Origin of the sequence: Caballeronia humi, assembly GCF_001544475.1 — a bacterium.
Lineage (GTDB): Bacteria > Pseudomonadota > Gammaproteobacteria > Burkholderiales > Burkholderiaceae > Caballeronia > Caballeronia humi.
Window position 1 is genome coordinate 1 of sequence record NZ_FCNW02000254.1, and the last position, 574, is coordinate 574.

The 574-nt window shown below is 61.3% G+C and carries 1 protein-coding gene and 1 pseudogene; both read left to right on the top strand.

Going from position 1 to position 574, the window contains the following annotated elements; translation table 11 throughout:
* The coding region (locus tag AWB65_RS35300; RefSeq protein ID WP_200821886.1) for an electron transfer flavoprotein subunit alpha/FixB family protein at positions 1 to 339 on the top strand (339 nt) is incomplete at its 5' end.
* 17 nt (positions 340 to 356) lie between these two features.
* A pseudogene (gene prpB / locus AWB65_RS35305) lies at positions 357 to 574 on the top strand (methylisocitrate lyase); the annotation flags it as partial.

A 574-nucleotide genomic window follows, 5' to 3' on the forward strand; every position in this document is an offset into this window, starting at 1 on the left:
GGTGGTCGTGGTTTGGGCAATGGCGAAAACTACACGAAAGTTCTGGAACCGCTCGCCGACAAGCTCAACGCGGCGCTTGGTGCATCGCGTGCGGCGGTCGATGCAGGGTTCGTCCCGAACGATTATCAAGTCGGACAGACTGGCAAGATCGTCGCACCGCAGTTGTACGTTGCTGTCGGCATCTCGGGCGCGATCCAGCACTTGGCCGGCATGAAAGACAGCAAAGTCATCGTCGCGATCAACAAGGACGCGGAAGCGCCGATCTTCGGCGTCGCCGATTACGGTCTCGTCGGCGACTTGTTCAACGTCGTACCAGAGCTGACGGCCCAACTTGGCTAGCACTATTGGAGCTTGAATTGAATACACCCAGACAAGAGCGAACGAGTGCCGGCGCCGCATTTCGCGCCGCAGTGGCGCACGAACAGCCGCTGCAGGTCGTCGGCGCGATTACGGCCTATGCCGCGAAGATGGCCGAAGCGGTCGGTTTCAAGGCGCTTTATCTGTCAGGCGGCGGCGTCGCGGCGAACTCGCTCGGCGTGCCCGACCTCGGCATCAGCACGATGGACGACGTCCT